The sequence below is a fragment of the Streptomyces colwelliae genome (assembly GCF_048158785.1).
In the GTDB taxonomy this organism is placed as follows: Bacteria; Actinomycetota; Actinomycetes; order Streptomycetales; family Streptomycetaceae; genus Streptomyces.
The window spans coordinates 1-4,141 of record NZ_JBLTJC010000598.1 but is presented as its reverse complement, the minus strand read 5'-3'; the positions used below and the strand labels follow the sequence as shown (position 1 = coordinate 4,141).

The 4,141-nt window shown below is 71.6% G+C and carries 6 protein-coding genes; 2 read left to right on the top strand and 4 right to left on the bottom strand.

Features of this window, described 5'->3' with window-relative positions:
* Positions 1-180 precede the first annotated feature (180 nt).
* The 4 genes from ACNFOC_RS51615 to ACNFOC_RS51600 form a co-directional block, all read right to left on the bottom strand.
* Positions 181-420: a chaplin family protein gene (locus ACNFOC_RS51615; RefSeq protein WP_033286425.1), complete on the bottom strand. Its 240-nt coding sequence runs from the start codon at positions 418-420 to the stop codon at positions 181-183.
* Between the two features lie 214 nt (positions 421-634).
* A complete protein-coding gene (locus ACNFOC_RS51610) occupies positions 635-874 on the bottom strand; it encodes a chaplin (protein ID WP_416965904.1) in 240 nt (79 codons plus the stop codon).
* 190 nt (positions 875-1,064) lie between these two features.
* On the bottom strand, positions 1,065-1,706 hold the full coding sequence (locus ACNFOC_RS51605) for a response regulator (protein WP_416965903.1): 642 nt from the start codon (positions 1,704-1,706) through the stop codon (positions 1,065-1,067).
* A complete protein-coding gene (locus ACNFOC_RS51600; RefSeq protein ID WP_416965902.1) occupies positions 1,699-2,844 on the bottom strand; it encodes a GAF domain-containing sensor histidine kinase in 1,146 nt (381 codons plus the stop codon). Before ACNFOC_RS51600 ends, ACNFOC_RS51605 begins: the two co-directional genes overlap by 8 nt.
* Before the next feature lie 185 nt (positions 2,845-3,029).
* Here ACNFOC_RS51600 and ACNFOC_RS51595 point away from each other — a divergent pair, with 185 nt between their 5' ends.
* Entirely contained in the window at positions 3,030-3,725 is a 696-nt protein-coding gene (locus tag ACNFOC_RS51595) for an SDR family NAD(P)-dependent oxidoreductase (protein WP_416965901.1), read from the top strand.
* Positions 3,722-4,141, top strand: a 420-nt coding sequence (locus ACNFOC_RS51590) for an S-adenosylmethionine:tRNA ribosyltransferase-isomerase (protein ID WP_416965900.1), incomplete at its 3' end; no start/stop codon positions are given. The genes ACNFOC_RS51595 and ACNFOC_RS51590, both read left to right, overlap by 4 nt.

The window sequence follows — 4,141 nt, the reverse complement described above, 5'->3', positions numbered from 1 at the left end:
GCTTCGGCCCTGAAGGGGCCTCGTCCTCAAACGCCGGACGGGCTGAGAGTGCCGACCTGAGCTGGAAAAGCCGACGAGCTGATTCTGCTCGCGTACAAGAACTCGCGTGCAACGCGTGCAAGAAGAAGGGCCCCGCGAGTCGTCGTTGACTCGTGGGGCCCCTCTTCAGTGGTGTGGGCGTCAGTCGTTGATGCCCTTGTTGCCGAACGCGGGGTTCAGCAGGCCGATGACGTTGACGCTGTCACCGACGACGTTGACGGGGACGTGGACCGGGACCTGGACGGCGTTGCCCGAACCGACACCCGGGGACTTCACGGCCGCGCCGTCGGCACCGGCGTCGGCGAAAGCGGCACCGGCGGAGGCGCCGGCGGCGATACCGGCGACGGTGAGGGCCACAGCGGCCTTCTTGGCGATGTTCATGGGAAGCGTTCCTCCTGCGATTGCGTGACCGACCCGGCCGCGGGTCGTGCGCTGATCAACGCACGGAACGGCGGAAACGGCACGGACATGCGCGTTTGACTGCCCGTTCGGATCATTGGCGCGACAAGCCGACCAGGTGACCAGGTGACGAGCAGACCGGCCTCCCAGGGAGTGCCCTGGGAGGCCGGAGGTCACTGTCGCGGGGCGACGTGCGTCACTGGTTGACGCCCAGGTTGCCGAAGGCGGGGTTCAGGACGCCGATGACGTTCACGCTGTTGCCGACCGCGTTGACCGGGACGTGGACCGGGACCTGGACGACGTTGCCCGAGCCGACGCCGGGCGAACCGACGGCCTGGCCGTTCGCCAGGCCGTCGGCGGAGGCCAGCCCGGCACCGGCGGCTACCAGCCCGCCGGCCACCATCGTCACGGCCGCTGCCTTCTTCAGGTTCTTCACTTCTGAGCCCTCCTAGCGATCACCGCGGCAGGCGCCGCGGCACGCACTGGAGAACGGTGGAGATCCACGAAGGATGCGCCATTCGGGGGACATTCCCACGACGGTATGAATCTCAGCCCGGAACGAGACGCTCCGTGTTGCCGCCGCACCCCGCTCACCTCGTCGGATCACCTCGCTGACCTCGTTCGGTTCACCGCGTCAGACCGTGGCGTACGGCGAACAGGGCCGCCTGGGTGCGGTCCGCCAGGTCGAGTTTCATCAGGATGTTCGAGACGTGGGTCTTGACCGTCTTCTCGGAGAGCACCAGGGCGCGGGCTATCTCGCGGTTGGAGCGGCCGTCCGCGATCAGGCCGAGCACCTCGCGCTCCCGCTCCGTGAGCGAACCGCCTCTCCCCTGGCCCGAGTTGGACTCCTCCTGGGACAACAGGACGCCGGCGACCTCGGGTTGGAGCAGGATGTGGCCCGCGTGGACGGAGCGGATGGCGCCGGCCAGGGCGTCCGGGTCCACGTCCTTGTAGACGTAACCGGCGGCGCCCGCGCGGAGGGCCGGGATCACCGTGCGCTGTTCGGTGAAGCTGGTGACGATCAACACGCGCGCGGGGTGGTCGAGTTCGCGGAGTCTGCGCAGCGCGTCGATACCGTCCATGCCCGGCATCTTGACGTCCATGAGGACGACGTCGGGCTTCAACTCCTCGGTGCGGGCGACTCCTTCGGCGCCGTCGGCCGCCTCGCCGACGACCTCGATGTCGTCCTGCACCTCCAGGAAGGTGCGCAGGCCCCGGCGGACGACCTGGTGGTCGTCGACGATCAGCACCTTGATCGGTTCAGCCACCGGGGACCTCCATCTCGATCGTGGTGCCCTTTCCGGGCGCCGATTCCACGGTCAGTGTGCCGCCGACGCCGTTCGTCCGGTCCCGCATGGAGACCAGGCCGAGGTGGCGTCCCGCGCGGCGGATCGACTGGGGTTCGAAGCCGCTGCCGTCGTCGGTGACCCGGAGGACCGCTCCGCAGCCGCGCCGCTCCAGGGTCACGGCGACGTGGTCCGCGCCGGAGTGCCGCAGCGCGTTGTGCAGTGCTTCCTGGGCGACGCGCAGCAGGGCCTCCTCCTGGGCGGCGGGCACGGCGCGGAAGCTACGGCCCGTGAAGGTCACGCGTGCGGTGTGGGCGCGGTCGAGGACCTGGATCTGGGTGCGCAGGGTGGCGATCAGTCCGTCCTCGTCGAGGGCGGCGGGGCGCAACTCGACGACTGCGGCGCGCAGTTCGTCGGCGGCCTCGGCGGCGAGCGCGGCCACCTGCTGGAGTTCGCCCTTGGCGCGGGACGGATCGCGGTCTACGAGGGTGGCGGCGGCCTGCGCGGTGAGGCGGAGCGAGAACAGCTTCTGGGACACCGCGTCGTGCAGTTCATGGGCCAGGCGGGAGCGCTCCTCCGCGATGGTCAGCTCGCGGCTGCGCTCGTACAGGCGAGCGTTGGTGAGGGCGATGGCGGCGTGCTGGGCGAGGATCGAGAGCAACTCCTCGTCCTCCTCCGTGAAGCCGCAACTGCCGTCCCGCTTCGGGCAGTTCTTGTTGGCGAGGAACAGCGCGCCGATGACCTCGTCGTCGTCACGGATGGGCAGGCCGAGGAAGTCGGACATGTCGGGGTGGGCCGAGGGCCAGCCCTCGAAGCGCGGGTCCTTGCGTACGTCCGCGAGGCGCTCGGCCTTGGCCTCGTGCAGCATCGCGGCGAGGATGCCGTGCTGGCGCGGGAGCGGGCCGATGGCCTTCCACTGGGCGTCGCTGACGCCGTCGACCACGAACTGGGCGAAGCCGCCGTGGTCGTCGGGCACGCCGAGCGCGGCGTACTGCGCGTCGAGCAGCTCGCGGGCCGAGGCCACGATCGTCTTGAGGACGTCGCGCACCTCGAGATGCCTGCTCATGGCCAGCAGCGCGGAACTCACCGCCGCGAGGCCGGACCGTGGACCTTGACTCATGTCCTCACGGTACCGGCGGGGTCCGACATCGCGGATCGGGCTGGTGGCGCCCCTCGTCTGGTCCGGTGGACCTAGGGCGAAGGGCCCCGGTGGACTGCGGCCGACGTCCGACGCGGCGGAGGCGGTCCCGTTCCTACGTTGGGTGCACGCCGTCGGAGGCGTAAGTGGACGAGGGGACGTGTGTCATGTCGGTAGCGATCATCACGGGGGCGTCCAAGGGACTGGGGCGGGCCCTCGCCGAGGCCCTGGCCGCGCGGGGGTGGGACCTGGTGCTCGACGCCAGGACCGAGGGGGTGCTCACAGAAGCCGCGGTGGCCGTCGCCGCGTACGGCACGCGCGTGGAGGCCGTCCCCGGGGATGTCACGGACGCCGCGCACCGGGCCGAGCTGGTGGCCGCGGCGGGGAAGCTGGGCGGCGTCGACCTGGTCGTGAGCAACGCGAGCGCGCTGGGCGCCGAGCCGCTCGTACGCCTTGAGGAGCTGCCCCTGGACGGGCTGCGGCGGGCGCTGGAGGTGAACGTGGTGGCCGCCCTGGGGCTGGTCCAGGAGGCGCTGCCGTTGCTGCGGGTCTCGCGGGCGGGTGCGGTGATCGCGGTCAGCTCGGACGCGGCGGCCGAGGCCTACGAGACGTGGGGCGGCTACGGGGCGTCCAAGGCGGCCCTCGACCATCTCGCGGCCGTGCTCGGCGCGGAGGAGCCCGGGCTGCGGGTGTGGGCGGTCGACCCCGGGGACATGGGCACGGACCTGTACGCGGCGGCCGTACCGGACGACGACGATCCCCGGCCGTCGCCGACCGGGGTGGTGCCGGCCTTTCTACGGCTGCTGGACGAGCGGCCCGCGAGCGGTCGCTACGGCGCCCCGGCCCTCCTGGAGGAGCGGTGACAGTGGCCGTACGGGTCCCGGAGGAGCTGTCCGCGCGTGTGCCCGCCGAACAGCGCGGGCCCGGGCTCGACCGGGACGCCGTACGACTGCTCGTGTCGCGGGGTACCGAGGTGGCGCATCACGTGTTCGCGGAGCTGCCTCGGCTGCTGCGGGCCGGGGATCTGTTGGTCGTGAATACGTCGCCGACGCTCGCCGCGGCGGTGGACGGGTGGATCGGGCACGCACGCGTGGTGGTGCATTTCTCCACGCGGGGCGATGACGGGCGGTGGGCGGTCGAGCTGCGGGAGCCGGACAGGAAGGGCACCACACGCGCGCGTGCGGGCGGCCCGGAGGGCACGGAGGTGCGGCTGACCGGAGGTGTGCGGCTGGTCCTGGAGGAGCCGCTGAGTGCGCGGGGTGAGCGGTTGTGGTGGGGG

Excerpts from the sequence above, each read along its gene's own strand:
- ACNFOC_RS51615 (WP_033286425.1), bottom strand. The coding sequence starts at position 420 with ATGAACATCGCCAAGAAGGCCGCTGTGGCCCTCACCGTCGCCGGTATC.
- ACNFOC_RS51600 (WP_416965902.1), bottom strand. The coding sequence starts at position 2,844 with ATGAGTCAAGGTCCACGGTCCGGCCTCGCGGCGGTGAGTTCCGCGCTG.
- ACNFOC_RS51595 (WP_416965901.1), top strand. The coding sequence starts at position 3,030 with ATGTCGGTAGCGATCATCACGGGGGCGTCCAAGGGACTGGGGCGGGCC.